We start from the raw sequence: 25,058 nt of genomic DNA on the forward strand, positions 1-25,058 counted from the left end.
CTCCTCGACTATCCGGAGAGGTTGAAGTTGCCGTTGGAGCCGTAGATGGCCAGGGATATGAGCAGGGTGACCGAGACGACCACGATCAGGGAGGTGCGTACGGCGTTGCCCACGGCGACGCCGACTCCGGAGGGTCCGCCGGTGGCGAAGTAGCCGAAGTAGGTGTGGATCAACAGGATCGTGATGGCCATCAAGATCGCCTGCAGGAAGCTCCACAGCAGGTCGATGGGGTTCAAAAAGGTGTTGAAGTAGTGGTCGTAGAGGCCGCCCGATTGGCCGAAGAGCACCACCGTGGTGAACTGCGAGGCCACAAAGCTGAGGATGACCGCGATCGAGTACAGCGGGGTGATCGCCACCATGCCGGCCACAATCCGCGTCGAGACGAGGTATTCGACTGGGGGGATGCCCATCGATTCCAGGGCGTCGATTTCCTCGTTGATCCGCATCGCCCCCAACTGGGCGGTCACGCCCGCCCCGAAAGTCGCGGCCAACCCGATCCCGGCCACCACCGGCGCAGAAATCCGCACGTTGATGAAGGCGGCCAAAAAGCCGGTGAGTGCTTCGATACCGATATTGCCCAGCGAGCTATAGCCCTGCACCGCCAGGGTGCCACCGGCAGCCAGGGTCAAGAACCCGACGACCACCACGGTGCCGCCGATCATCGCCAACGTGCCCGCGCCCATCGAGATCTCGGCGATCAGCCGGATGATCTCCTTGCGGAAGTGCAGGGCCGCGTGCGGGGTGCCCGCCAACGCCCGACCGTAGAAGATCGTGTGATCCCCGATCCGCCCGATCGTGCCCAACGGGCGCCGGACCTGGCGGGCGATCCGCGGATACAACGCCTGTAACGATGCCATCTAGCGCGCACTCATCCGGATACCGATGGCCGTGACCACCACGTTCACCACGAACAACGCCATAAACGCGTACACCACCGTCTCATTGACCGCATTACCCACCGCCTTGGCGCCACCCCCGGTGATCGTCAACCCCCGATAACAGGCCACCAGACCGGCGATAAGACCGAACAGGGCGGCCTTGACGCACGAGATGATCACCTCGGGCACCCCGGTCAACAACGTGATCCCCGCCGCGAACGCCCCCGGATTGACATCCTGGACGAACACCGAGAACACATAGCCACCCAGGATGCCGATGATCACCACCAACGAATTCAACAGAAGCGCAACAAGTCCAGAAGCCAACATCCGCGGAGTCACCAGGCGCTGCACCGGGTTGATCCCCAGCACCTCCATCGCGTCGATCTCCTCACGGATCGTGCGCGACCCCAAATCCGCACACATCGCCGTCGCCCCGGCACCGGCCACGATCAACACCGTCACCAACGGGCCCACCTGAGTCACCGCACCAAACGCCGCCCCCGCACCCGACAGATCAGCAGCACCCAACTCCCGCAACAAAATATTGAGCGTGAACGACACCAACACCGTGAACGGGATCGCCACCAACAACGTCGGCGCCAACGACACCCGCGCCACGAACCACGCCTGCTCCAAAAACTCCCGCCACTGAAACGGCTTCCGAAAAATGAACCGCACAGCATCCGCCGACATCGCAAACAAGCCACCAATAGCCTGCATCGGACCCGACAGCCCGTTCAGCGCAATGCCCGGCGACCAACGATTTGATGTGGGATTAGCCATGGGTGTCTTCAGAACCTCCAACGTCATCGTGTTCATCGCCCCAGCGTCATGGCACTAACCGGTCCAAAACTGGAACGTGTTTCAACGACGCCAACGCAGATTAGTGCACTTACCGCCCGCGCGGTAGCGAATCTCGGCAATCGAGATGTGTGACTGGTGGTGTGGCTGTTTCTCGCCAGCTATTCGAGACGAGTCGGGTGCAAGTGTCTCGTTGAGCGTCCCGCGAGCCGTCGTCACGGTGGAAGAGTGAACCGCCAAGCGACCCGGATGGCGCGCGGTTCCCGGTCAGCGGGATCCGCTTCGCGCACCGAAGATCACGGCCCACAATGTTGGGCGACTTCATCGCAGACCGAATAGGAGTAGATCCGCCATGGCGACCTTGCAGCGTTACACCGATCGTCGTGTGTTGGTCACCGGTGGCGGGTCCGGGATCGGGCAGGCCTGTGTGCTGCGGATTCTCGACGAAGGCGGCCGGGTGGTGGCGGCCGACATCAGCGAATCGGGCCTCAAGGACACCATCGCCAAGGCCGGTGACGCCGGCGATCGGCTGACCACGGTGGTGGTCGACGTCGGCTCCGAGGACTCGGTGAAAGCGGCTGTGGGTGAGGCGATCTCTGCGCTCGGCGGTCTTGACACACTCGTCAATGTGGCCGGCATCCTGCGGTCGGACCACTTTCTCGACACCACCCTCGCCTCCTTCGAACAGGTGCTCCGGGTGAATCTGGTCGGCACGTTCCTGGTCACCCGAGAAGCGCTCCCGGCGCTGAAGGCCGGCACCGCCCCGGCCGTGGTGAACTTCAGCTCGACGTCGGCGACGTTCGCCCACCCCTATATGTCGGCATACGCCGCGTCCAAGGGTGGCGTGCAAGCAATGACGCACGCGTTAGCCGCCGAGTTCGCCAAGGACGGCATCCGGTTCAACTCGGTCCAGCCGGGTTCGATCTCCTCCGGCATGACCGACGGCACCGGGGAGTCCAAGCAGAGCGTCGGCCCCGGCCTGCCCGACGATGTCGACTACAGCTTGTTCGGCCGGGTCGCTCCCCTGGTGCCGTTGCCCAAGGGGGAGATCTTCGCGAAACCCGATGCGGTCGCCAACGTCGTTGCGATGCTTGGCAGTCCGGACGCCTACTTCGTCTCCGGCACCGAGGTCCGGGTCGACGGCGGCGCCCACATGTGACTCAGGCGTCGATCCCGGATGTGAGGATGGCGGCCAGTTCCCGGTAGGCCGCGGCGTCATCGAGTCCGGTGGTGGACCGTACGATCCCCTGCTGGATGCGGACCATCATCGCCGCGGCCAGATCCGCGGCGAATGCCGCGTGTACATCTCGAAACTCCTGCGCCGCAACACCTTCAGCGATCAGTTCGCTGACCCGGCGGGCGGCGATCGCGGTGTTCTGCTCGTAGACCGCCCGCGCAGGCGCGAACGCGTCCAGGTCGGCCATGAAGCGGTCCGACGCGACCTCCAGCGCAGCCCCGACCGCGGCGAGGTAGGCGGTGATGCGCGCTCGTGCATCGCCGGCCCGAGCGACCTCCTGCTCGACGTCCTCGGTGGCCCGCCGGAAGAAGTGGACCGCCACGGCGTGGACCAACTGCTCCTTGCTGCCGGCAAGTGTGTACAGCGTGCCCTTCGAACAGCGCAGCCGGGCGGCGATCTCGTCGAGGGTCAGGTGCGCGAAGCCCTCGGCGAGAAAGAGCGTCAGAAGAGAGTCGAACAGCTCGCCGCGGCGCCGGGTTCCGAAACTCGGGCGGGTGGCCATGCACCGAATAGTACTGGTAAATGTAATTCAGTACTATTTTGAGTATCAATCGAGAGGTCCCGCCCATGCCCGTCGACCGACTGCTCCCCAACCCGGACGCCACGGATCTCATCGCGCTGACCCGCGACATCTGCTCTCGTGTGCTCGACCCGATCGTCGACGACCACGAACGCACCGAGACCTATCCCGAGGGCGTCTTCGCCCAGCTGGGCGCAGCGGGGCTGCTGAGCCTGCCGCAGCCGGAAGAATGGGGCGGCAGCGGCCAGCCATATGAGGTCTACCTGCAGGTCCTCGAGGAGATCGCGGCGCGGTGGGCCGCAATCGCGGTGGCCGTGAGCGTGCACAGCCTGTCGTGTCATCCGCTGCTGGCGTTCGGCACCGACGAGCAGCGCGCGCGGTGGCTGCCGGGCATGCTGTCCGGCGAACAGATCGGCGCGTACAGCCTCTCGGAACCCCAAGCCGGTTCGGACGCCGCCGCCCTGCAATGCAAAGCCTCCCCCGCCGGCGGCGGGTACGTCATCAACGGCTCGAAGGCATGGATCACCCACGGCGGACGCGCCGATTTCTACACCCTGTTCGCCCGGACGGGCGAGGGATCGCATGGCGGGCAGGAGCGCAGCGACTCGGGGAATCGGGGGAGCATCTCCTGCTTCCTCGTACCGCGCGACCAGCCCGGACTGAGCTTCGGCAAGCCCGAAGAGAAGATGGGACTGTCCGCGGTTCCCACGACATCGGCGTTCTATGACAATGCGGTCATCGACGCCGAGCGCCGGATCGGCACCGAGGGCCAGGGCCTGCAGATCGCGTTCAGTGCACTGGACTCGGGCCGGCTCGGCATCGCCGCCGTCGCGGTCGGCATCGCGCAGGCGGCCCTCGATGACGCATGCGCCTACGCCAACGAGCGGACCACGTTCGGCCGCAAGATCATCGATCATCAAGGGCTGGGTTTCCTGCTCGCCGACATGGCCGCCGCGGTGGCCAGCGCGCGAGCCACCTACCTGGACGCCGCGCGGCGTCGCGACGCCGGCCTGCCGTACTCGCAGCAGGCCAGCGTGGCCAAGCTGGTGGCGACCGACGCCGCGATGAAAGTGACCACCGATGCGGTCCAGGTTCTCGGCGGCGTCGGCTACACCCGCGACTACCGGGCCGAGCGCTACATGCGCGAAGCGAAGATCACCCAGATCTTCGAAGGAACCAATCAAATTCAGCGACTGGTTATCGCACGCGGACTCACGATGGCCTGACCGGATGGCCTGAACGGGGTTACGATCCGTCCAGCGACGACCCTGAGCCACCTGGGCCCGCGTCGAAAGCCGTGCCCCAACCCGGGTCGCGACGAGCGAATCCATCGAAGAATTCATATTTCGTTGCGGAATCGGTTGCGAAGAGCACGCAAATCCGCAATCGTTTAGGGGCGGAGTCGACGGGTCATGTCTCGCCGGCCCGCGGGATGAAGGAGGACGGGCCCTGACCGACACCGGCGCCACCGCCACCCAGCAGACCCCCGGACACACCGGACCACGACGCGCCAGCGGCGCACCGGTCATCGAGATCGACCACGTCGTCAAACGTTTCGAGGACTATGTCGCCGTCGCCGACGCCGACTTCTCGATCGGCGCAGGCGAGTTCTTCTCCATGCTCGGCCCGTCCGGCTGCGGAAAGACCACCACCCTGCGGATGATCGCCGGGTTCGAACAGCCCACCGAGGGTGCGATCCGACTCGAAGGCGTCGACGTGTCGCGGGTGCCGCCGCACAAGCGCAACGTCAACACCGTCTTCCAGCACTACGCGCTGTTCCCCCACATGACGGTGTGGGACAACGTCGCCTACGGGCCACGCAGTCAGAAGAAAGACAAGGCCACTATCAAGAAGAGCGTCGACGAGATGCTCGAGGTCGTCCGGCTCACCGACTTCGCCCAGCGCAAGCCTGCCCAGCTCTCCGGCGGCCAGCAACAGCGCGTCGCACTGGCCCGCGCGCTGGTCAACTACCCCAGCGCCCTGCTGCTCGACGAGCCACTCGGTGCCCTGGACCTCAAACTGCGTCACGTCATGCAGTTCGAACTCAAGCGCATCCAGCGCGAGGTCGGCATCACCTTCGTCTACGTGACCCACGACCAAGAAGAAGCGCTCACGATGAGCGACCGAATCGCGGTCATGAACCAGGGCAACGTCGAGCAGATCGGCACCCCGAACGACATCTACGACCGTCCCGCCACCGTGTTCGTGGCCGGCTTCATCGGCCAGGCCAACCTCTGGCACGGCCGACAGACCGGCCGGGTCAATCGCGACTTCGTCGAGGTCGAGGTGCTGGGCACCAAACTCAAGGCACGGCCCGGCGACACCACCATCGAATCCGGCGGTCAGGCCACCCTGATGGTCCGACCCGAACGAGTTCGGGTGTCGATGGACCAGCCCACCGGCGATGTGGCCTCCGTCAGCGCCAAGGTCGTCGACTTGACCTTCCAGGGACCGGTGCTGCGGCTGTCGCTGGCGGCCGCCGACGGTGCCCCGATTCTGGCGCACGTCGGGACCGACCAGGATCTGCCCATGCTGCGCCCCGGCGACGACGTGTTCGTGGCCTGGGCCCCCGACGCATCCCTGGTCCTGCCCGCCGCCGACATCCCCACCACCGAAGACCTCGAGGAAATGCTCGACGACTCCTAGACCGCATCGACGCCGCTACCGCCGCTCATCCTCCGACCTTCCCCCTTACGAAAGGCATTACGGCACATGGCCACAGAGAACGACCCCCGGATCTTTGCCTCGAACGCGTCCCGGCGCCGGTTCATCGGTGGTGGCGCCGCCGCCGCAGCCGCACTGGTCCTCGGACCGTCCTTCCTCGCGGCGTGTAGCAAGTCCGACAACAAGAGCAGCTCGAGCGGCCCGGCCACCCCGTCCGATGACGGCTCCCCCGCCACCGGAAAGCTCCGCATCTCCAACTGGCCGCTCTACATGGCCGACGGATTCGTCGCGGCGTTCCAGACCGCGACCGGAATCACCGTCGACTACAAAGAGGACTACAACGACAACGAGGAGTGGTTCGCCAAGAACAAGGAGCCGTTGTCCCGCAAGCAGGACATCGGCGCCGACCTGGTGGTGCCCACTCAGTTCATGGCGGCCCGGCTCAACGGGCTGGGCTGGCTCAACGGGATCAGCGAAAGCCGTTGGACCAACAAGAAGAACATGCGCGAAGACCTGCTCAACGCCAAGGCCGACCCGGGCCGCAAGTTCAGTGCGCCCTACATGTCCGGCATGACGGCGCTGGCCTACAACCGGGCCGCGACCGGTCGCGACATCACCAAGATCGACGATCTGTGGGATCCCGCGTTCAAGGGCAAGATCAGCCTGCTCGCCGACACCCAGGACGGGCTCGGCATGATCATGTTGTCGCAGGGCAGCTCGGTGGAGAACCCGACCAGCGACGGCGTGAACAAGGCGGTCGAGCTGATCAAGCAGCAGAAGGACGCCGGCCAGATCCGCCGATTCACCGGCAACGACTACGCCGACGACCTGGCCTCCGGCAATGTCGTTATCGCCCAGGCGTATTCGGGCGATGTGGTGCAGCTGCAGAAGGACAACCCGGACCTGAAGTTCGTGGTGCCGGAGACCGGAGGCACCACGTTCGTCGACACCATGGTGATCCCCTACACCACCCAGAACCAGAAGGCCGCCGAGGCATGGATCAACTACGTCTACGACCGGGCCAACTACGCGAAGCTGATCGCACACACCCAGTACGTGCCGGTGTTGTCCGACATGACCGATGAGCTCAACAAGATCGACCCCGGCCTGGCCGCGAACCCGTTGATCAACCCGCCGAAGGCGACCCTCGACAAGCTGAAGACGTGGGCTGCGCTCACCGACCAACAGACCGACGAGTTCAACAAGGCCTACTCCTCAGTCACCGGCGGGTAACGCGATGGCAGGAGTAGCCAGTAGCAACAGACAGCGGAGCAAGCTCGCTCCGTACCTGATGATCCTGCCCGCGCTGGCGTATCTCGGGGTCTTCTATGTCATCCCGTTCGTCTCGCTGTTCCGGACGTCGCTGTCGACCATGGGTGGCTCGATCTATCTGCCCGAGCTCACGTTCGCATGGGAGTTCAGCAACTACGGCGACGCGTTGAGCCAGTACCGCGAGCAGATCCTGCGCTCGTTCGGCTATGCGCTGGCCGCGACGGTGCTCTGCGTGCTGTTGGCCTTCCCGCTGGCGTATGTGATCGCCTTCAAGGCGGGGCGCTACAAGAACCTGCTGCTGGGTTTGGTGATCCTGCCGTTCTTCGTCACGTTCCTGATCCGCACCCTGGCGTGGAAGACGATCCTGGCCGACGACGGCTGGGTGGTCCACGCGCTGGGCACGGTGGGGCTGCTGCCGTCGGAGGGCCGGCTGTTGTCGACCGGCTGGGCGGTGGTCGGCGGGCTGACCTACAACTGGATCATCTTCATGATCCTGCCGCTGTACGTCAGCCTGGAGAAGATCGACGCTCGGCTCCTGGAAGCCTCCCGCGACCTGTACGGCACCAACCGCAGGATGTTCGGGAAGGTGATCGTGCCATTGGCGATGCCGGGCATCCTGGCGGGCAGCATGCTGGTGTTCATCCCCTCGGTCGGTGACTTCATCAACGCCGACTATCTGGGCAGCACCCAGACCAGGATGATCGGCAACGTCATCCAGAAACAGTTCCTCGTGGTCAAGGACTACCCGGCCGCGGCCGCACTCAGCTTCGTGCTGATGGCGCTGATCCTGGTCGGTGTCCTGATCTACACCCGGGCGCTGGGTACAGAGGATCTCGTATGACGACCGAGGCCGGTGCGGCGATCGCCCAGACCATCGACCACGGCGGACTGGCCAAGCCGGGCCGCAACTTTCGCGGCACGTTCAAGCTCGGCGATATCGCCCTGCGGGTGATCGCCGGCTTGGTGCTCTGCTATCTGTTCCTGCCGATCCTGGTGATCGTCATCTTCTCGTTCAACAAGCCGGCCGGGAAGTTCAACTACACCTGGCAGGGCTTCACGCTGGACAACTGGGCCAACCCGTTCAAGTATCCGGCCCTGACCGAAGCGCTGAAGCTGAGCCTGAACGTCGCTGCGGTGTCGACCCTGATCGCCGGCGTTCTCGGCACCCTGGTCGCGGTCGCCCTTGTGCGCCAACGCTTCCGCGGCAGCAAGGCCGTCGACACCTTCCTGGTTCTGCCGCTGACCTCGCCCGAGGTCGTCATGGGTGCGTCGCTGCTGACCCTGTTCCTCGACCTGGGCTGGGCCACCGGATACACCACGATCGTGATCGCACACGTGGCCTTCGAGATCAGCTTCATCGCGATGACGGTGCGCGCCCGGATCCGTGGCTTCGACTGGACACTCGAAGATGCCTCACTGGATTTGGGTGCCGGCCCCGGCCGGACCTTCTTCAGGGTGACACTGCCGCTGATCGTGCCGGGCATCGTGGCGGCGGCGATGCTCTCGTTCGCCCTGTCGTTGGACGACTTCATCATCACCTACTTCGTCAGCGGCTCGACGGTGACGTATCCGCTCTATGTGAACGCCGCGGTGAAAGCCGCTGTGCCACCGCAGATCAACGTGCTCGCCACCGCGATCCTGGTGATCAGCCTGCTCCTGCTGGCCGCCGGAACGCTGTACCGGCGCAAGCGCGACACCTGATTTCGACACGCGAACCAGCCGGTTGGCTCCGGTAATCGCGGTCGGTACGGCATCCTTGGCGGGTGACGGTCGACGCGATACTGGAATCCATCCCACCGCTGGCGGTGTACCTGGTCGTCGGCCTCATCATCGGGCTGGAGAGCCTGGGCATTCCGTTACCGGGCGAAATCGCGTTGGTGAGCGCGGCGCTGCTGGCCTCCCGGCACACCCTCGACATCAGCCCGGTGTGGGTGGGAGCGGCCGCCACCATCGGCGCCATCATCGGCGATTCGATCGGCTACACGATCGGCCGGCGATTCGGGATGGGGTTGTTCGAGCGACTCGGTAAACGCTTCCCGAAGCACTTCGGTCCCGGGCACGTGGCACTGGCCAAGCAGCTGTTCACCCGGTGGGGGTGTGGGCGGTGTTCTTCGGCCGATTCATCGCACTGCTGCGCATCCTGGCCGGCCCGCTGGCCGGCGCCCTGCACATGCACTACGGCCGATTCCTCGCCGCCAATGCGTCCGGCGCCGTCTGCTGGGCCGGCGGCACCACCGCGGTGGTCTACTACCTCGGCCTGGCCGCCGAGAAGTGGCTGGCGCGGTTCTCCTGGGTTGCGCTGGTCATCGCGATCATCGTCGGCGTAGGAATGACCCTGCTGTTGCGGGAGCGCACCCGCAGCCTGATCGCCCAACTCGAGTCCGAGCACGACTGGGAGACCCTGCGCAAGCGCGAGTGATGTGAGGCAGCTGCCCCATGCCCGGACCCGGTGCGGCAGTCGAGCATTGGCTGATGACCACACCTCACAGCGCACTGCGCGCCGCCGCAGATCATCCGAGCCTGCCTTCCGGCACCGACGACCGGGTCACCGGCTTCGGCATCATGGGCCTGCCGTTCGCCACCGGACACTATCTGGCATACCGGGACTTCAGCGCATCCTCGTTCTCCCCCGCCTACCGATCGGTGTGGCACCGCGACCCAGACGGTCGATGGACTTTCTACGCCACCACACCCGCCGAGCAGAGCTGTTCACGCTATTTCAGTTCAGCCACGACGGTTCCCGCCGTGCAATGCGACATCACGATGTCCTGGACCGACCCCTGGTCCCTGGTCATCGCCATCCCCGGGCTGCTGCGCTGGACCGTCGGCATGAGCAGCACGCCGATCACCCGCGCCGTCAGCAGGCTCGGCCACGCCATGCCCGAACGGGCCTGGACCAGTGTCCCGGTACTCGAAGCCATGGGGCGGATCGCCGGCCCGCTGTTGCGGACCGGCGGGATGCGGTTGGCCGGCTCCGCCCCCAACGGTCAGGCGTTCCGCGTGGCGCCGCGCCAGATCTGGGCGGTCCGTCGCTCGCGGGCGGTGTTCAACGGCGTCAGCCTCGGCGCTGTCGCCCCACTGGCCAGCCAGAGCAGGCTGGCCGATTTCCGGCTCCCGCAACGCGGCCTGTGCGTGATCGGCACTGCTCGCTTCGACAGCTTCGACCCACGCCGACACGCCTCGGCGCGCCGGACCGCGCCAACCGAACCCCGTACCGCGTGTTAGGGAGCACAATCGAGGTCGTGGCTGCGCCGAGGACGCCCACCGGTCCGCCGTCGCGGGCGCCGAGCCGGGCCGAGATGCTGGCCGCTCTGTCGGTCGCGATCGACCTCGGCCTCGGGCAGCCTGCCGAACACATGCTGCGGGCCGCGCTGATCGGAACCCGCATCGCCGACCGACTCGGCCTCGAGCCACAGCAACGCGATTGCGTGTACTACAGCACCCTGGTGATGTGGATCGGCTGTCACGCCGACTCCCACGAGTTCGCAGGCTGGTTCGGCGACGACATCTCGGTGCGCCGCGACGCTTATCACGTCGACTGGGCGGGCCTGCCCTACTACCGGTTCCTGGTCGCCAATATCGGCCGGGGCGAACCGATCACGCAGCGGCTGACCTCGATCGCGACGTTGTTCCTCAACGCCCGGGGCAACATGTCGGCGCTGATCCACTCGCACTGCACATCGGCGGCGCTGCTGGCCGACCGCATGGGGCTGGGCGCCGGCGTGCAGAACGCTCTCGAATTCAGCTTCGAACGCTTCGACGGCAGCGGCCTGCCCAGCGGCACCGGTGGCGCGGACATCCCGATCGAGATGCGGGTGGCCCAGCTCGCCGACATGGCCGAAGTGCACCACCGGACAGGCGGGGTGAGTGCGGCCGTCGATATGGCCGTGCAACGCCGCGGTAAGCAGTTCGACCCGGATGTGGTGGACGTCTTCACCGCACACGCCGCCGAGATTCTGGCCGGCCCACCCACAGGCGAGGTCTGGGACGCCGCCCTGTCGTGCGCGCCGGATCGCCACGAACCGCTGCACCAGCAGTCCCTCGACGAACTACTGGTCGCGCTCGGCGATTTCGTGGATCTGAAATGTCCCTTCACACTGGGTCATTCGCGTGCCGTCGCACAGCTGGCCGGTGATGCCGCCGAGGCGATCGGCTTGGGCGCGGACACCGTGACACTGGTCCGCCGCGCCGGTCACGTCCACGATCTCGGTCGCATCGGCGTCTCCAACCAGGTGTGGTCCAAACCCGCCACCCTCTCGGCGGCCGAGTTTGAACGGATGCGACTGCACCCCTACCTCACCACCCGGATCCTGAGCCGGATCAACGGGCTCGAATCGGTCGCGCAGGTCGCCGGAAACCACCACGAGCACATCGACGGGTCCGGCTATCCGCGCAGCCTGCCGGGCTCCGCACTCGGTATGCCAGACCGCGTGCTCGCCGCCGCAGTCGCCTACCAATCAGCTTTGGAGCCAAGGCCTTATCGCGCCGCGCTCGATCCCGCGGCGGCCGCTCGACGGGTCCGCGACCGGATCCGCAACGGGGAACTCGACGATGTCGCGGCCGAGGCCGTCCTCCAGGCGGGCGGGCACCAGAGCCGACGGTCCGCGACGCGGCCCGACGGCCTGACTCCCCGCGAGATCGAGGTGCTGCGTCTCGTTGCCCGTGGTGCCTCCAACAAAGAGATCGCCGCCGCGCTCGTGATCAGTGAGAAGACGGCCCGCAACCACGTCGAACGAACGTACGCCAAGATCGGGGTGTCGAACCGGATCGGTGCCAGCATGTACGCGCTGCGCCACGGTCTGACAGAAACGTTGAGCTGACCGACAGTTGGGGCGAATGCCCCATGATGATGGCGGTCGCGGGGACGAGTCTGATGGCTATGACACACAATCCAGCGTCCGCGCGAGAGCGGACCCGTCGCATCCTTATTACGGGCTACGGGGTGGCGAGTTACCTCGTCTTCCTCGTCGCATTCTGCTACGCCGTCGTCTTCGTCGGCGCCATCGTCGTGCCGCGCACGGTCGACCACGGCATCGACGGTGCCCCGTGGGGCCTGGCGCTCGTGATCAACACGGCGCTGCTCGGGCTGTTCGCCATCCAGCACAGCGTGATGGCCAGACCCGCCTTCAAGCGGTGGTGGACTCGCTTCGTGCCGCGGGAGATGGAACGCAGCACGTACGTTCTGCTGGCCAGTCTTGTTCTGCTGCTGCTGTATTGGCAGTGGCGGACCATGCCCGGGGTGATCTGGCAGGTGGACCAGCCGGCGATCCGGGCGCTGCTGTGGACGGTGTTCGCGGCGGGGTGGATCACCGTCTTGGCCGCGACGTTCATGATCGACCACTTCGAGCTGTTCGGGTTGCGCCAGGTGTTCGAGGCCTGGCGCGGTTCGTCGCGCCGCCGGACGGGATTCCGGGCCACCCTGCTCTACCGGCTGGTTCGTCATCCCCTCATGCTGGGATTCCTGATCGCCTTCTGGGCGACTCCGGTGATGACCGTGGGTCATCTCCTGTTCGCGATCGGTACGACCGGTTACATCCTGGTGGCCCTGCAGCTCGAGGAGCGCGACCTGATCGCCGAGCTCGGCGACAGCTACCGGGACTACCGCAAGCAGGTGCCGATGCTGGTGCCCGGTTTGCGTGCGCGGTCATGCCCGGTGACCGGGGCGGCGCCGGACGGTTTTTCCACCCCGTCGCGGGGGTAACCGCATGTCGTGGCTGACAATGCGATGCACGGAGCTGCGCGAGCAGCCACTGGGAGCAGACCCTTCGAACTCGCGGCCAGGGCCGGCTACAGCATCAGCGGTGTGTTGCACCTGGTGATCGCCTACATCATCGTGCACCTTGCCTTCGGGGTGGCCGGAAACGCCGACCAGTCGGGTGCGATGGCGACACTGGCCGCCCAGCCGGGCGGTGCGGTGGCCCTCTGGGTGACCGCAGCCGGCTTGGCCGCGCTGGCCCTGTGGCGCGTCGCCGAGGCAATTCTCGGCTCCCATCCCACCGAGGCGGGCCGCGAACACGAGGGCGCCTCGGATGCGTTCGACCGGATCAAGTCCGGTGCGCTGGCCGTCCTCTACGTCGGCATCGCGCTGGCCGCGGTCCGGTTCGCCCGCGGCGGCGGCCAGTCGAGCGGCGAACAGAACAGCGGCCTCACCGCCCGACTGCTCCAAACCGGCTGGGGTAAGGGCCTATTGCTGATCGCCGCAGTGGTGATCATCTGCATCGGCGGATACCACGTGTACAAGGGTGTTTCGACGAAGTTCGAGGAGGATCTCACCGTCACCGGCGGCGGCCCGCTGATCACTCCGCTGGGCATAGCCGGGTACACCGCGAAGGGGATCGTGCTGGGCGGCGCCGGAGTACTTCTGGTGATCGCCACCTTCACCGCCGACCCCGCCAAAGGCGCCGGGCTGGACGCCGCGGTCAAGAGCCTCGGCCAGGCCCCGTTCGGCAAGGCGCTGCTCATCGTCGCGGCGGCCGGCATTGCCGCCTACGGCGCGTATTGCTTCGTCATGGCCCGCTTCGCGCGGATGTAGCGCGCGGATGTAGCGGAGGCGCCGACTACTCGGCGAAGTAGCGAAGCCGGGTGATCGACCCACCCGCCGCGCCCAGCTCGGCAATCACGACGCCGGCCTGCGGCCCGCGCAACGACGCCGTCACCGACGAGCCGGCAGCGATGACTTTCGTCCACGAGACCCCCGCCAGCTCGTCGACGAATGCGCCGAACTTCATCGGGCTCTGCTCACCGCGGGTGATCAGCGCTCCGGAGCCGAGGGCGCGCCAGGCCCGCAACTGATCGCCGGCCGTCACCGCCTCGAGGAAGCCGCGCACCGTTCGTTTGCCCCGGAACCGGGCGCCCCGGAAGCCGGAGGCGAACCCCAGCGTCCCGCGCCACCGTTGATTGCGGATCAGCGCGCGACTCAGGTCGACCGCCTGCGGAGCCGCCGCCGGCCCGTTGCGGGCGAACTGCACCACCATCGCCGGGAGTTCCCAATAGGCGCGCAACTGCTCGATGCGCCAGCCGTCGGTGACCTCCCGCAGGTCATAACGCAGCACCGCCGGGATGTGCATCGTCACCGAGGGGCCCATCCCGACGTCGAGGATGACATCGCGAATGACGGCGGAGTCCGAAACGATGTCGGCCTCGTGACGGAAGACGATCCGGCGCGGCGCGATGAAGGTGTCGTAGAACCGGCCGATCTGTAGCGACCCGACATGCGGGCGCGATCCGACGGGATCCTCGACCCGGCCGTCATCGGTGAACAATCCGACCCAGCCGGCGCGGTCGTGAGCGGCCGCCATCAGCGGGGAGCGGTCGACGACGTCGATGAGTGTCGAACGGGGTGCGGTCATCAGGCGGTGTGAACCAGTTCGATTCCGCGATCGCGCATCTCGTCCAATGCGTCGGCAGTCGACCCGGGGGCAACACCGGCCGTCAGGTCGACCAGCACACGGGTTGTGAATCCGGCGCGGGTGGCATCGGCCGCGCTTTGGCGCACGCAGTAGTCGGTGGCGATCCCGGCGATGTCGACTTCGTCCACGCCTCGTGCGCGCAGCCAGTCAGCCAGTGCGGTGTGGTCGACGTGGCCTTCGAAGCCGCTGTACGCCGCGGTGTGGGCGCCCTTGTGGAACACCGCCTCGATCGGGGTGGTGTCCAGTTCGGGGTGGAAATCGGCTCCGGAGGTCCCGGCCACACAATGCGGCGGCCACGAATCCTTGAAGTCGGGGTGTTCGGCGAAATGGGGACCGGGGTCCACGTGGTAGTCCTTGGTGGCCACCACGTGGTCGTAGCCGTGGTCACCGGCCAGCAACGCGTTGATCCCCCGCACCACGTCGCCGGCCCCGGTGACCGCCAACGATCCGCCCTCGCAGAAATCGTTCTGCACGTCGACGATGATCAACGCCCGCATCTGCCCACCGTATCGGCAGATCCGAGGCTGTCCACCCGCAGTACAGTTCGTAGCGATATGACACCGTTCGACTTCTTCCAGGCCGAGGAGCTGCCGGTGCCGGCGATCACCCCGGCGCAGGCCCATGACATCGCCACGACGCAATTCGGGATCGACTGCGAGGTGACCGCGCTGGGCAGCCAGCAGGACGCCAACTACCTGCTGAGCCGTACCGACGGTGAGCCGATCGGGGTGCTCAAGATCGCCAACCCCGCGTTCTCCCGCGTCGAGATCGAGGCCCAGGACGCGGCAGCCGAATACCTGAGTCAGGCCGGATGTGACGTGCGCGCCGCGACCAACGTCGCGTTTGCCGGCGTCGACCCGATCGCCGAGGTGCGCGACGGCAACGGCGCGGTCGTGTACGCCCGGATCATCGCGCATCTGGCCGGCGGCACCTTGAGCGGTGACCGATACATCACGCCGGCCCGGGCGGCGGCGCTGGGCGCCCTGGCCGGCCGCACCGTCCGCGCGCTGGCCGACTTCGACCATGCGGGCGTCGACCGGGTGTTGCAGTGGGACCTGCGCCACGCCCTGCGCACCGTTGAGGTGCTTGCCGAGCATGTCTCCGACCCCGGACGCCGGGAGGCCCTCGAAACGGCGGCGGCCGCCGCGTGGCAGGTGGTCGCCGACCTCGCCGACGATCTGCCGGTCCAGGTGATCCACGGCGACCTCACCGACGACAACGTCGTGTGCAGCCCGGCGGAGAGCGGCCGGCTGCCCGACGGGGTGATCGACCTGGGCGATCTGACCCGGTCCTGGACCGTCGGCGAACTGGCCATCGCCATCTCCTCGCTGCTGCGCCATGAGGGTGGCGAACCCGTCGCAACCCTGCCCGCCGTCGCGGCCTTCCACGCCGTGCGTCCGCTGAGCCCCGCCGAGATCGAGGCCCTCTGGCCTCTGGTCGTGCTGCGGGCGGCCGTGCTGGTGGTCAGCGGTATCCACCAGGCCTCGATCGACGCCGACAACGCCTACGCCACGGGCGCCCTGGACTACGAATGGCGGATCTTCGAACGCGCCATCGACGTTCCCGGTGACGTCATGACCGCGACCATCCGAGCGGCACTCGGCGCGGCGCAGGCGAGCGAGCCGCTGCCCGTGGACATCCCGTTGATCGGCGGGCTCTCGCCGGAGACCGTCGTGCGGCTGGACCTGTCGTCGGAGGCCGACGCGATGGACTCCGGCCGGTGGCTGGCCGCCGACTGCGAAGACGATCTGGCTGCCGAGGCGCTGGCCGGTGGCGCCGGTGCGGTCGTGACGACGTTCGGCCAGCCGCGCATGACCCGCTCGGCGCCGCTGAGTCCGGAGTCGTCGGCCACCGTCGGCACCGGCCTGGACCTGTGGCTGGCCGTGCTGTCGCCGATCACCGCGCCCTGGGACTGCGTGATCGACGCGGCCGCCGACGACAGCATCGCCCTGACCGGCACCGCGGGAACGGTGCACGTCCGCGGCCGCCTGCACATCGGTGATCAGATCCGGTCCGGCGACAGCGTCACCGCGGGCACTCCGCTCGGCAGCGTCGAGGGTCGGGCCTGGATCCAGTGGCGCAACCGGCCCGACGTCTCGGTGCCCGACTTCGTTCGCGCCGAATACGGCACCGGCTGGCTCAGCCTGGTGGAGAACCCGAGCGCGCTGCTCGGCCTGCCCGCCGTGGCGGCGGCGGCCGACGACAGCGAGGCGCTGTGGCGCCGCCGGGCGGACTCGTTCGCGACGGTGCAGGAGCACTACTACCTGAATCCGCCCCGCATCGAACGCGGCTGGCGCGAGCACATGGTGTCCACCGAGGCGCGCAGCTACCTCGACATGGTCAACAACGTCGCGCTCCTCGGCCACGGCCATCCGGTGCTCGCCGACGCCGTCGCGCGCCAGTGGCGTCGGCTCAACACCAATTCGCGATTCAACTACGCGGCGGTGGTAGCGCTCTCGGAGCGACTGGCCGCCACCCTGCCCGATCCATTGGACACCGTATTCCTGGTGAACTCCGGCTCGGAGGCCGGCGACCTGGCGCTGCGACTGGCGATGGCCACGACCGGGCGCCATGACGTGGTCTCGATGGCCGAGGCCTACCACGGCTGGACGTATGCCACCGACGCGGTGTCGACGTCGGTGGCCGACAACCCGAACGCTCTGGCCACCAGGCCGAGCTGGGTCCACACCGTCCCCTCACCCAACGCCTACCGTGGCGAGTACCGCGGGCCGGACGCCGCGCGCTATGCACCCGAGGCGGTGCAGATCATCGAACAGCTTGCCGCGCAGGGCAATCCGCCGGCAGCGTTCATCTGCGAACCGTTCTACGGAAACGCCGGCGGGATGGCGCTGCCCGACGGCTACCTCACGGCTGTCTACGCCGCGGTGCGCGCAGCGGGTGGACTGGCGATCGCCGACGAGGTGCAGGTCGGCTACGGCCGCACCGGCCGCTGGTTCTGGAGCTTCCAGCAGCAGGATGTGGTGCCCGACATCGTCACGGTGGCCAAGGCGATGGGCAATGGTCAGCCGCTCGGCGCGGTCATCACCACCCGCGAGATCGCCGAGCGGTACCGCACCCAGGGCTACTTCTTCTCCTCCGCAGGCGGCAGCCCGGTGTCCTGCGTGGTCGGCCTGACGGTGCTCGATCTGCTGGAGAAAGAGGGCCTGCAGCACAACGCCCTGATCGTCGGCGACCACCTCAGGGCCCGCATCGAGGAGCTGGCGACCCGTCACGAGCTGATCGGCACCGTGCACGGCAGCGGGCTCTACATGGGCGTCGAGCTGGTCCGCGACCGCACCACGCTGGAACCCGCCGTCTCCGAGACCGCGGCGATCTGCGAGCGGCTGCTCGAACTCGGCGTGATCGTGCAGCCGACCGGTGACCGGCAGAACGTGCTGAAGGTCAAACCGCCGATGTGCATCACCCGGGAGTCGGCGGACTTCTTCGTCGACATGCTCGAACGGGTACTGACCACCGGGTGGTGAGTCAGCCCGACAAGGTTCGGGCCGCCAGCCAGTCGCGCTGAGCGCGCACGAACGGCGCGTCGACCACCGCTCCGTGACCGGGCACGTACAGCGCGTCGTCGCCACCGAGTTCGAGTAGCCGGTCCAGGGCGTGCGGCCAGGCCGGCAGATCCGAGCCTGCGTCGATCGCCGGGTCGGCGGACTCTTCGACCAGGTCGCCACAGAAGACGACCGTGCGCTGGTCCGCTGCCACCGGCGGCACGACTACCACCAGGTCATGGTCGGTATGGCCTGGTCCCGGCAGTTCGAGATGCACGCTGCGGCCACCGAGGTCGAGATCGGCGGCGGTGACGGTGTGGTCGGGTGCACGGACGCCGGCGATCGCCTGGTCCAGCCGGTCCGGGTCGGCCCCGTACCGCAGGGCGTGGGCCCGAACCTGGCCGATTCCGGAGGTCAGCGCGCGGGTGACGGCCGACGGCGAATACAGGACGGCCGTACCGAAACCTGCCGAGCCCAGGATGTGGTCGAAATGGTGGTGGGTCATCACCACGTCGGTCACCGCGGCGCCGGTGATCGCGACGACGTCGTCGGCGATCTGAGCGGCTTCGGAAAGCGTTGTACCGCAATCGATCAGCAAATTTCGGCGCTCGCCTCGAACCAGCCCGACCGTGACGTCGAGGAACGACAGCCGACAGCGGTATACACCATCGGCCAGCGTTTCCCAGAGGAGGTGCATCACAGGAAAGATAGACCCTGGCCTACGGTGGTGGTGGGCACTTACGTTGCACTGTGTAGCTAAGCGAATTATAGTCCAGACACATGTCCAGACAGTTCGCTGACCGTGTCCGGTTACATACACGATGACATATGCGAGCTCGGCGGGTAGTTCAGCCGTATCAGTCACGGACGTTGCAGGAGCGTGAACATGCGGATTGCGTTGCTGTCCTACCGCAGCAAAACCCACTGTGGCGGGCAGGGCGTCTACGTCCGGCACTTGAGCCGCGGACTGGTCGAACTCGGCCATGACGTCGAGGTGTTCTCCGGTCAGCCCTACCCCGAGATCCTCGATCCCCGGGTTCGGCTGACCAAGGTCCCCAGCCTGGACCTCTACCGGGAACCCGACCCGTTCCGGGTGCCGCACCCCAGCGAGATCCGCGACCGCTACGACGCGCTGGAACTGGCCACCATGTGGACCTCCGGCTTCCCCGAGCCGCGCACCTTCAGCCTGCGCGCCGCCCGGCTGCTGGCCGCCCGCCTCGACGAGTTCGACGTGGTGCACGACAACCAATGCCTGGGCACCGGCCTGCTGCGCATCGCCGACATGGGCCTGCCCGTCGTGGCCACCGTGCACCATCCGATCACCCGGGACCGCATTCTCGACCTCGCCGCGGCGAAGTGGTGGCGAAAGCCGTTGGTGCACAGGTGGTATGGCTTCGCGCAGATGCAGAAGAAGGTCGCCCGCCGCATTCCCGACCTGCTCACCGTGTCGTCGTCGTCGGCCACCGATATCGCCGACGATTTCGGCGTCAGCCCGGCGCAACTGCGTGTCGTGCCGCTCGGGGTGGATACCGAGCTCTTCAAACCCTCGGACCTCCCGCGGGTGCCGGGCCGCATCATCGCGATCTCCAGCGCGGATCGTCCGCTGAAGGGCATCGGGCACCTGCTCAACGCGGTGGCCAAGCTGCGCACCGAACACGACCTCGAATTGCAGCTGGTGGCCAAGCTGGAGCCCAACGGGCCGACCGAGAAGCTGATCGCCGAATTGGGTATCAGCGACGTCGTGCACACTTCCAGCGGCTTGTCCGACGAAGAGCTTGCGAGCCTGTTCGCCTCGGCTGAAATCGCCTGCATCCCCTCGCTTTACGAAGGCTTCTCACTGCCCGCGGTGGAGGCCATGGCCAGTGGGACACCCATTGTGGCCAGCCGTGCCGGCGCGCTACCCGAGGTCCTGGGCCCCGACGGTGAATGCGCCGACCTGGTGACGCCGGGCGACGTCACGGAACTGACCGCCGCACTCGGCCGCCTGCTCGAATCCCCCGCCCGCCGTCAGTGGCTGGGCACGGCGGGCCGGCGCCGCGCGCTCGACGTCTTCAGCTGGGAATCGGTGGCCGCACAGACCGTGCGGGTCTACGAGCAGGCGATCGCCCGGACCGGGCGCGTGACGAACTCTGTCGAGGCGGTGGACGAATCATGCTGACCGTCGACTACGACCGCCTCGACGTCGGGCCGGGTACCACGGTCATCGACGTGGGCTGTGGCGCCGGGAGGCACAGTTTCGAGGCCTACCGCCGCGGTGCCAACGTGATCGCCTTCGACCAGGACGCCGAAGAACTGGCTAACGTCGACACTCTGCTGCAGGCGATGGGCGAGGCCGGTGAGGCACCCGCATCGGCCAAGGCTCAGGTCGTGGTGGGTGACGCACTGGCGCTGCCGTATCCCGACGCGTCGTTCGACTGTGTGGTCGCCTCGGAGATCCTCGAGCACATCCCCAACGACGACGGCGCCATCGCCGAGTTGATTCGGGTGCTCAAGCCCGGTGGCAAGCTCGCGGTGACCGTGCCGCGCTGGCTTCCCGAGCAGATCTGCTGGCTGCTGTCCGACGAGTACCACGCCAACGAGGGCGGGCACATCCGGATCTACAAGGCCGACGAACTGCGCGACAAGCTGGTTCGCGGTGGCCTGGAGTTCACCTACTCCCATCACGCGCACGCCCTGCACTCCCCGTTCTGGTGGCTCAAATGCGCGGTCGGCGTGGAGAAGCCGAACCACCCAGCCGTCAAGGCGTACCACCAGCTGCTGGTGTGGGACATGATGTCGCGGCCGGCGCTGACCAGACTGGCCGAATCCGCGCTCAATCCGCTGGTCGGCAAGAGCGTGGCCCTCTACTTCGAGAAGCCGATCACGAATGCCACGCTCCAGTGATCTCGAGGGTGTGCCCGGCGTAGCCGACATCCTCACGCCGCAGCAATGTCGTCAGACAGCGGAATCGATTGCCGCCGTTCAGGAATCGTCGGGCGAGATCCCGTGGTCGGAGATCGGGCACACCGACGTGTGGGATCACGTCGAGTGCGCGATGGCCCTGACCGCGGCCGGCCTTCTCGAGCCGGCCCGCGCCGCCTACGAATGGTGCCGCCGCGAGCAGCGCGATGACGGGTCCTGGCCCATCCAGTACCGGCGCGGCGTGATCGAGGACGCCAACAGCGACAGCAACTTCTGCGCCTACATCGCCGCCGGCGTCTGGCACCACTATCTGGTGACCGGTGACGTCCGGTTCGCCGAGTACATGTGGCCGACGGTCCGGGCGGGAATCGACTTCGTCCTCGGTTTGCAGGCCGGTACCGGTGAAATCTATTGGGCGCAAGGGCCGTCCGGCGTTCTCGAGGAGGCGCTGCTGACCGGCTGCGCGAGCGTGTACCACAGCATCCGGTGCGCGCTGGCACTCGCCGATCGGCTCGACGATCCGCAGCCCGAATGGGAGGTCGCGCTGGGCCGGCTGGGCCACGCCATCGCCGAACACCCGGACGCCTTCACCGAGAAACCGCACCACTCGATGGACTGGTACTACCCCATTCTCGGCGGTGCACTGCGCGGCGAGCAGGCCAGCGCCCGAATCGCCCAGCGCTGGGACGATTTCGTGGTCGACGGACTCGGCATCCGCTGCGTCGACGACCGGCCATGGGTGACCGGGGCCGAGACCTGCGAGCTGGTCATGGCGCTGGACGCCATGGGCGACCGGTCGCGGGCACTCACCCAGTTCAAGTCCATGCAGCACCTGCGCGAGAAGGACGGCTCCTACTGGACCGGCCTGGTCTTCGCCGACGGGAAACGCTGGCCGGTCGAACGGACCACCTGGACCGCGGCGGCAGTCATCCTGGCCGCCGACGCGCTGTCGTCGACCACCGGCGGCAGCGCCATCTTCCGGGCCGCTGACCTGCCGCGCGGTCTCGAGGGCGAGTACGACTGTGAATGCGTCAGGCGCTGACCACGTCTCCGGCCGCTCCCGAGGTGCGCTCCAGGACCCGCAGCGAGCCGGTGCAGCCGACTTCGGTGAACTGGCCGGATTCGATTGCCCGGCAATAGATGTTGTAGGGCGGCCGGCCGCCGTCGCGCGGATCCGGGAAGACGTCGTGAATGATCAGCGTGCCGCCGGGGGCGACCCACTTGGCCCAGCCGTCGAAATCCTGCTGGGCGGCGGTCTCACTGTGCCCACCGTCGATGAACAGCAGATCCAGGGGTGTGCGCCAGCCGCGCGCGACGACCGGCGACTTACCGACCACCGCGACGATCGTGTCGTCGAGGTCGGCAGCGTCCAGCGTCCGCCGGAACGTGGGCAAGGTGTCGAACCGTCCGCTGACCGGGTCGACCATCGTCGTGTCGTGGAATTCCCAGCCGGCCTGGTGCTCTTCGGAGCCGTGATGGTGGTCGACGGTGTAGAGCACGCTGCCGGTCGCCGCGGCGGCGGCGCCCAGCATGACGGTGGACTTTCCGCAGTAGGTGCCGATCTCGACTGCCACCCCGGCGTCCAGGTAACGCAGCGCCGCGTCGTACAGCGCGCGCCCTTCGTCGGCCGGCATGAAGCCCACGACTTTCTCCGCCAATTCGAAAAGTCGGGAAGTTTGCGCTGCAGAGGCAGTATCGGTGCGGCTCATGATCCGAACCTAGCCCTTACGCATGGTCCATGGCCAGCGCGCACCTTGTCGGTGCAGGTCAGTTGTAGTAGCGTCCGGACATGTGTCTGATCCGGTAGCTCGGGAATCAACGCGACGCCGGTTGACCGCCAAGCAGGCCGCTACGGTGGACCGCTTGGGCCGGGCCGCGGTCGAGGTGCTGAGCCGAGAAGGTTTCTCCGGGCTGACAATTCGGATGGTCGCTGCTGAAGCCGGGGTCGGCGCGGCCACCGCCTACACGTACTTCTCGTCGAAAGAGCACCTGGTCGCCGAGGTGTTCTGGCGCCGACTGGCCTCGACACCGGCACCGCCGGACGACTCGCCGGACCCCGTCGACCGCGTGGTCGGTGTGCTTCGGCATATCGCGCTGCTGGTGGCCGACGAGCCGGAATTGGCCGGCGCGGTCACCACCGCGCTGCTCGGCAAGGATCCCGACGTCGAGCATCTGCGCTTCCGGATCGGCCGCGAAATACACCAGCGGTTGTGCACCGCCCTTGGGCCACAGGGTGATTCGGATGCCGATGTCATCGAGTCGCTCGAGCAGCTCTACGCAGGCGCGCTGGTGCGAGCCGGCATGGGGTACGCGTCCTACACCGAGATCGCCAGCCGGCTCGAGGCGTCCGCCCGCTTGCTGCTGACCTGAGGTTTCAACCGGCGAGTGCCCGGGCACGACCACCCCATGGATGTCGACCATCCTGAGTCCGACCAGCCATGGAACGCCGCGGCCCGATCCGAGACGGAGGCCGAGCGGCTGGACCGCAACTGGTCCAACCTGCTTCAGGAGCTCCGCGTCACCCAAACCGGCGTCCAGTTGCTCACCGGTTTCTTGCTGACGCTGCCCTTCCAGAACCGGTTCACCACGGTGAGCACCGACTTGCGTGTCGTGTACCTGGCGACCGTGATCTGCTCGCTGGCCGCGACGGTCCTGCTGGTGGCGCCGGTCGGCATGCACCGGATGTTGTTCCGCCGCCATAAGCTGCGTCCTCTGGTGGCGACCGCGCATCGTTTCGCGTTCTGCGGGCTCCTGCTGCTGGGCACCGCGCTGACCGGGGTGGCGATCGTCGTGTTCGGCACGGTGCTGGGTGAGGGTGCCGGAGTGCTCGCCGGCATCGTGACCGCTGTGGTGATGTTGGTGGCCTGGGTGGCGTTCCCGCTGTGGATGCGCCGCCTCGACGGGTGAGCCCCCGGGTTTGACCGGCGGGCCGGTTGGGAACACCCGCGCCATGTTGATTCGCAGAGTTGCCCGGCCAATGTTGGCAGCGGTGTTCATCGGTCAAGGATTCGAAGCGCTGAAAAGCCCGAAACCGGCCGCCGAAGCGGCCCGCCCGGCGCTCGAAGGTTTGCAGAAGCTGCCCGAGTCGGTCAGCGCCAACGTGCCGAACGATCCGGAGACGCTCGCGAGGATCACCGCGGCCGTTCAGATCGGCGGCGGGCTGCTGCTCGCCTCGGGTCGCCTGCCCCGAGTGGCCTCAGCGGCCTTGGCGGCCACCGTGATTCCGGCCAACCTCGGCGCGCACATGTTCTGGGATGAGCCCGACCAACAGCTCAAGGCCGAGAAGCGCCGCGCGTTCCTGACCGATATGAGCTTGCTCGGCGGTTTGATCATCGCGTCGGCCGACACCGCCGGGAAGCCGTCGCTGGGCTGGCGTGGACGCCGCGCGGCCCGCAAGGTCAGCGAGGCCGTCTCGGGCAGCCTGCCCGGCTCGAGCCACGGCCTGCTGGACAGCGACCTGCTGGACCGGGTCGGCCCCAAGGTCGGCCACGGCCTGCAGGTCGGCGCCGAGCGTGGTCGTGAGCTGGCCCTGAATGCCGGCGAGCGCGCTGCTCCGCTGTTGGAGACGGCACGCAAGCGTGGCGTCGAATTCGCCGAAATCGCCCGCGAGCGAGGAGCTGAGCTGGCCGACATCGCCAGCGAGCGAGGAGCCGAGTTGGCCGACGTCGCCCGCAAGCGCGGCGCCGATTTCGCCGACGTGGCCAGCGAGCGCGGCGCGGAGCTTGCTGATGTCGCCCGCAAGCGCGGCGCCGATTTCGTCGACGTCGCCAGGGATCAGGGTGGCGAACTCGTCGACACCACGCGCGCGCGAGCACGCAAGGCCAACAAGAAAGCCAAGAAGGAAGCCAAGAAGCTGGCCAAGCGCTGAGC

Annotated in this window: 25 protein-coding genes and 1 pseudogene; 18 read left to right on the top strand and 8 right to left on the bottom strand. The window is 67.3% G+C overall.

Annotation, left to right across the window (positions count from 1 at the left end; translation table 11 throughout):
* Nucleotides 1-8: 8 nt before the first annotated feature.
* Both D3H54_RS15300 and D3H54_RS15305 read right to left on the bottom strand, forming a co-directional pair.
* Nucleotides 9-857, bottom strand: a complete 849-nt coding sequence (locus D3H54_RS15300; protein WP_149378753.1) for an MlaE family ABC transporter permease — start codon at nucleotides 855-857, stop codon at nucleotides 9-11.
* Nucleotides 858-1,664 (bottom strand): MlaE family ABC transporter permease, encoded by an 807-nt coding sequence (locus tag D3H54_RS15305; protein ID WP_149383563.1) that lies wholly within the window; start codon nucleotides 1,662-1,664, stop codon nucleotides 858-860. It lies immediately after the preceding gene.
* Between the two features lie 370 nt (nucleotides 1,665-2,034).
* On the opposite strand from D3H54_RS15305, the gene D3H54_RS15310 reads away from it, so the two are divergent.
* On the top strand, nucleotides 2,035-2,841 hold the full coding sequence (locus D3H54_RS15310) for an SDR family NAD(P)-dependent oxidoreductase (protein WP_210419553.1): 807 nt from the start codon (nucleotides 2,035-2,037) through the stop codon (nucleotides 2,839-2,841).
* A gap of 1 nt (nucleotide 2,842) precedes the next feature.
* Here D3H54_RS15310 and D3H54_RS15315 read toward each other — a convergent pair whose 3' ends face one another.
* A complete protein-coding gene (locus D3H54_RS15315) occupies nucleotides 2,843-3,421 on the bottom strand; it encodes a TetR/AcrR family transcriptional regulator (protein WP_149379755.1) in 579 nt (192 codons plus the stop codon).
* A 65-nt stretch (nucleotides 3,422-3,486) separates the two neighbouring features.
* Here D3H54_RS15315 and D3H54_RS15320 point away from each other — a divergent pair, with 65 nt between their 5' ends.
* The gene (locus tag D3H54_RS15320; RefSeq protein ID WP_149379756.1) at nucleotides 3,487-4,665 is read left to right on the top strand and encodes an acyl-CoA dehydrogenase family protein; all 1,179 of its coding nucleotides are present in this window, start codon (nucleotides 3,487-3,489) and stop codon (nucleotides 4,663-4,665) included.
* Nucleotides 4,666-4,849: 184 nt separating this feature from the next.
* Here D3H54_RS15320 and D3H54_RS31810 read toward each other — a convergent pair whose 3' ends face one another.
* On the bottom strand, nucleotides 4,850-4,981 hold the full coding sequence (locus D3H54_RS31810; protein ID WP_286198897.1) for a hypothetical protein: 132 nt from the start codon (nucleotides 4,979-4,981) through the stop codon (nucleotides 4,850-4,852).
* On the opposite strand from D3H54_RS31810, the gene D3H54_RS15325 reads away from it, so the two are divergent.
* From D3H54_RS15325 to D3H54_RS15365, 9 genes and pseudogenes are all read left to right on the top strand, one after another.
* Nucleotides 4,967-6,085, top strand: a complete 1,119-nt coding sequence (locus tag D3H54_RS15325; protein WP_149379757.1) for an ABC transporter ATP-binding protein — start codon at nucleotides 4,967-4,969, stop codon at nucleotides 6,083-6,085. The genes D3H54_RS31810 and D3H54_RS15325 overlap by 15 nt on opposite strands.
* 66 nt (nucleotides 6,086-6,151) lie before the next feature.
* The gene (locus D3H54_RS15330) at nucleotides 6,152-7,336 is read left to right on the top strand and encodes a polyamine ABC transporter substrate-binding protein (RefSeq protein ID WP_149379758.1); all 1,185 of its coding nucleotides are present in this window, start codon (nucleotides 6,152-6,154) and stop codon (nucleotides 7,334-7,336) included.
* A 4-nt stretch (nucleotides 7,337-7,340) separates the two neighbouring features.
* A complete protein-coding gene (locus D3H54_RS15335) occupies nucleotides 7,341-8,216 on the top strand; it encodes an ABC transporter permease (protein WP_149379759.1) in 876 nt (291 codons plus the stop codon).
* Complete coding sequence (locus D3H54_RS15340; RefSeq protein ID WP_149379760.1) at nucleotides 8,213-9,076, top strand: ABC transporter permease; 864 nt, start codon at nucleotides 8,213-8,215, stop codon at nucleotides 9,074-9,076. The genes D3H54_RS15335 and D3H54_RS15340 overlap by 4 nt, the downstream gene beginning before the upstream one ends.
* Before the next feature lie 62 nt (nucleotides 9,077-9,138).
* Nucleotides 9,139-9,794 (top strand): annotated as a pseudogene (locus tag D3H54_RS15345) (DedA family protein).
* A 53-nt stretch (nucleotides 9,795-9,847) separates the two neighbouring features.
* Complete coding sequence (locus D3H54_RS15350) at nucleotides 9,848-10,600, top strand: hypothetical protein (RefSeq protein WP_149379761.1); 753 nt, start codon at nucleotides 9,848-9,850, stop codon at nucleotides 10,598-10,600.
* Nucleotides 10,601-10,674: 74 nt separating this feature from the next.
* Nucleotides 10,675-12,195, top strand: a complete 1,521-nt coding sequence (locus D3H54_RS15355; RefSeq protein WP_149383565.1) for an HD domain-containing phosphohydrolase — start codon at nucleotides 10,675-10,677, stop codon at nucleotides 12,193-12,195.
* A 59-nt stretch (nucleotides 12,196-12,254) separates the two neighbouring features.
* Entirely contained in the window at nucleotides 12,255-13,076 is an 822-nt protein-coding gene (gene mddA, locus D3H54_RS15360; protein ID WP_149379762.1) for a methanethiol S-methyltransferase, read from the top strand.
* 9 nt (nucleotides 13,077-13,085) lie between these two features.
* The gene (locus D3H54_RS15365) at nucleotides 13,086-13,907 is read left to right on the top strand and encodes a DUF1206 domain-containing protein (protein ID WP_149379763.1); all 822 of its coding nucleotides are present in this window, start codon (nucleotides 13,086-13,088) and stop codon (nucleotides 13,905-13,907) included.
* A gap of 25 nt (nucleotides 13,908-13,932) precedes the next feature.
* Here the strand turns inward: D3H54_RS15365 and D3H54_RS15370 are convergent, their stop codons facing one another.
* Entirely contained in the window at nucleotides 13,933-14,724 is a 792-nt protein-coding gene (locus tag D3H54_RS15370) for a ketosteroid isomerase family protein (RefSeq protein WP_149379764.1), read from the bottom strand.
* Nucleotides 14,724-15,281 carry a nicotinamidase gene (locus D3H54_RS15375; RefSeq protein WP_149379765.1) on the bottom strand — a complete coding sequence of 186 codons (558 nt, stop codon included), beginning with the start codon at nucleotides 15,279-15,281 and terminating at the stop codon, nucleotides 14,724-14,726. The genes D3H54_RS15370 and D3H54_RS15375 overlap by 1 nt, the downstream gene beginning before the upstream one ends.
* Nucleotides 15,282-15,338: 57 nt before the next feature.
* On the opposite strand from D3H54_RS15375, the gene D3H54_RS15380 reads away from it, so the two are divergent.
* Nucleotides 15,339-18,269, top strand: a complete 2,931-nt coding sequence (locus D3H54_RS15380; protein WP_149379766.1) for an aminotransferase — start codon at nucleotides 15,339-15,341, stop codon at nucleotides 18,267-18,269.
* Between the two features lies 1 nt (nucleotide 18,270).
* Here the strand turns inward: D3H54_RS15380 and D3H54_RS15385 are convergent, their stop codons facing one another.
* Nucleotides 18,271-18,984: an MBL fold metallo-hydrolase gene (locus tag D3H54_RS15385; protein WP_149379767.1), complete on the bottom strand. Its 714-nt coding sequence runs from the start codon at nucleotides 18,982-18,984 to the stop codon at nucleotides 18,271-18,273.
* A gap of 189 nt (nucleotides 18,985-19,173) precedes the next feature.
* Here D3H54_RS15385 and manT point away from each other — a divergent pair, with 189 nt between their 5' ends.
* Genes manT through mmpH form a run of 3 tightly spaced genes read left to right on the top strand, consistent with a single transcriptional unit; the run spans nucleotide 19,174 to nucleotide 22,230 of the window.
* On the top strand, nucleotides 19,174-20,445 hold the full coding sequence (gene manT, locus D3H54_RS15390; RefSeq protein ID WP_149379768.1) for an MMP alpha-(1->4)-mannosyltransferase: 1,272 nt from the start codon (nucleotides 19,174-19,176) through the stop codon (nucleotides 20,443-20,445).
* Nucleotides 20,439-21,170, top strand: coding sequence for a class I SAM-dependent methyltransferase (locus D3H54_RS15395; protein WP_149379769.1), 732 nt, complete (start codon nucleotides 20,439-20,441; stop codon nucleotides 21,168-21,170). The genes manT and D3H54_RS15395 overlap by 7 nt, the downstream gene beginning before the upstream one ends.
* Nucleotides 21,154-22,230, top strand: a complete 1,077-nt coding sequence (gene mmpH / locus D3H54_RS15400; protein ID WP_149379770.1) for an MMP endo-(1,4)-3-O-methyl-alpha-D-mannosidase — start codon at nucleotides 21,154-21,156, stop codon at nucleotides 22,228-22,230. The genes D3H54_RS15395 and mmpH overlap by 17 nt, the downstream gene beginning before the upstream one ends.
* On the opposite strand, the gene D3H54_RS15405 is transcribed toward mmpH, so the two are convergent.
* Complete coding sequence (locus D3H54_RS15405; RefSeq protein WP_149379771.1) at nucleotides 22,220-22,897, bottom strand: class I SAM-dependent methyltransferase; 678 nt, start codon at nucleotides 22,895-22,897, stop codon at nucleotides 22,220-22,222. The genes mmpH and D3H54_RS15405 overlap by 11 nt on opposite strands.
* Before the next feature lie 82 nt (nucleotides 22,898-22,979).
* Here D3H54_RS15405 and D3H54_RS15410 point away from each other — a divergent pair, with 82 nt between their 5' ends.
* The 3 genes from D3H54_RS15410 to D3H54_RS15420 are packed head-to-tail and all read left to right on the top strand — an operon-like array spanning nucleotide 22,980 to nucleotide 25,056.
* Complete coding sequence (locus D3H54_RS15410; protein WP_149379772.1) at nucleotides 22,980-23,558, top strand: TetR/AcrR family transcriptional regulator; 579 nt, start codon at nucleotides 22,980-22,982, stop codon at nucleotides 23,556-23,558.
* Between the two features lie 36 nt (nucleotides 23,559-23,594).
* Nucleotides 23,595-24,095, top strand: a complete 501-nt coding sequence (locus D3H54_RS15415; protein ID WP_149383566.1) for a DUF6328 family protein — start codon at nucleotides 23,595-23,597, stop codon at nucleotides 24,093-24,095.
* A 43-nt stretch (nucleotides 24,096-24,138) separates the two neighbouring features.
* A complete protein-coding gene (locus D3H54_RS15420; protein WP_149379773.1) occupies nucleotides 24,139-25,056 on the top strand; it encodes a DoxX family protein in 918 nt (305 codons plus the stop codon).
* Nucleotides 25,057-25,058: the final 2 nt, after the last annotated feature.

This window comes from Mycobacterium sp. ELW1 (genome assembly GCF_008329905.1).
Taxonomy (GTDB): Bacteria; Actinomycetota; Actinomycetes; order Mycobacteriales; family Mycobacteriaceae; genus Mycobacterium.